This is a genomic window from Kitasatospora sp. NPDC088346 (genome assembly GCF_044740765.1).
Classification (GTDB): Bacteria; Actinomycetota; Actinomycetes; order Streptomycetales; family Streptomycetaceae; genus Kitasatospora.
Genome location: NZ_JBIURH010000171.1, coordinates 1 through 1,714, shown reverse-complemented (window position 1 = coordinate 1,714; position 1,714 = coordinate 1). Strand labels below are relative to the sequence as shown.

Below are 1,714 nucleotides of genomic sequence, written 5' to 3'. Positions count from 1 at the left end.
AGAGCGTGGTGGTGAACTGCGCTGTAGCTCGATGAGCTGCGGTTTTGCGGTTGGGCGGGTGTGGTTGCGGCTGGGACGGGGCAGCCAGCGGACGGTTGGTTCTGTCTGTCCGGGAGGTGTCTGGTGCCGTCGGTGATCGCTTTGCTGGAGTGCCGTGAAGCGCGGGCGCGTGAAGAGCTCGAGTCCTGGCTGGAGGCGGTGCGGGAGGCCGAGGAGCAGGCTGTCGCGGCCCGGCAGCGTGTGGACCACGCGCGCATCGCCCGTGAGGAGGTGCTGCGCGCACTGGCCGAGGAAGGCGAAGGCACCACCCGACGCGCGGAGAACGGGCCGGGAACGGTATCCGCGCAGAGCACGGAGGATGACTTGCCGTCAGGACCCGTAACAGGACCGGCCGGGACGGTGGCGGCGATGCCGGTGACCGTGCAGCAGGCGGTGCCCGCCGGAACGGGTGGGGGTACTGGCCGTGATCCGCGGCCGCCGGCCTGGCGGGCCGGTCTGGGTGAGGAGGTGCTGTCGGGGGTCTACCGGCAGGTCTTCGCGGTGGCCGCGGCAGCGTCGGGGCCGGTGACCGTGCAGGAGCTGACGCGGGCGCTGGGCCGGGACGCGACACGGATGAACGAGGTGGAGAAAGTGCGCCACCGGGCCTATGCGCTGGAGGCGCGGGGCTGGCTGCTGCGTGAGCGCGGCGGGGTGTTCAGGGCTGTGGCGCCTCCAGCCGGTGGGCCCGCCGCTCCGGCCAGTGCAGCCGCTGCCGCGCCATCCGCCGGGTCAGCGTGAGCAGGCCCGCCCACCACACCATCTGCTCGTGGTGATCGGGGCGGCGCTCGTGGTCGCGGTTGAGTCTGCGGGCCCGTGACAGCCACCCCAGGGTGCGCTCCACGATCCATCGGCGCGCCAGCACCACGAACCCCGTCTGCCCGTCGCTTCGCCGCACCACCTCGACCTTCACCCCGTGCCGGGCGAACGCCTGCGCCAGGGCCTGGCCCTGGTAGGCGCTGTCGGCCCAGACCAGCTTCAACAGCCGGCCCGGCGCGGCCATGAACCGCTCCAGCAACTCCGGGGCGGCCATCGAGTCGTGCACGTTGGCCGCAGTGACGCTGACTTCCAGCAACAGGCCCAGGGTGTCGGTCAGAATGTGGCGCTTCCTGCCGTCGCGCGATTTCGCGCCGTCGTAGCCGCGGGTGTCGCCGGTGACGGTGTCCGCGCCGTCCACCGACTGCGCGTCGACGATCGCGGCGCTCGGCTCGGAGGGCCGTCCCTGCTGCCGTCGCTCGATGCGCCGCAGGCGCTCGTACAGCTCGCGCACGTAGCCGTGCCGGCACCACCGCCGGAAGAAGTCGTATACCGCCCGCCACCAGGGAAAATCGGCGGGGACAGCACGCCACTTCACCCCGTTGTCGACGACGTAGCGCACCGCGTCGACCATTTCCCGGTGACAGAACGACTCCGGGCGCCCGCCCCGGCCCTCCAGCCAGGCCGGGACCGGCATCGACGCGCGGATCCGGGTCCACTCCACGTCGGTCATGTCGGTGGGATAACGCTCGGCACGCCGCCCGGCAGCGATCGCTCCGTACAGGTGCACGTAGCAGTCACACGGACGAGGGACCGGAATGGACCACGCGGCATTGGAAGTGGTCAACTGAGTGCGCAGCGGGTCTCCTTGAACGAGCCGGGTCTCGACAACCACGTCTCTACCGAGGAGCCCGCTCTTTCA

2 protein-coding genes are annotated in these 1,714 nt (G+C 71.2%); one reads left to right on the top strand and one right to left on the bottom strand.

Annotated elements, in window-relative coordinates:
* The first annotated feature begins 123 nt into the window (after positions 1-123).
* Positions 124-777, top strand: a complete 654-nt coding sequence (locus ACIOFR_RS42215; RefSeq protein ID WP_401006148.1) for a hypothetical protein — start codon at positions 124-126, stop codon at positions 775-777.
* Here the strand turns inward: ACIOFR_RS42215 and ACIOFR_RS42210 are convergent.
* Positions 695-1,687, bottom strand: a complete 993-nt coding sequence (locus ACIOFR_RS42210; protein ID WP_401006146.1) for an IS5 family transposase — start codon at positions 1,685-1,687, stop codon at positions 695-697. The genes ACIOFR_RS42215 and ACIOFR_RS42210 overlap by 83 nt on opposite strands.
* Positions 1,688-1,714: the final 27 nt, after the last annotated feature.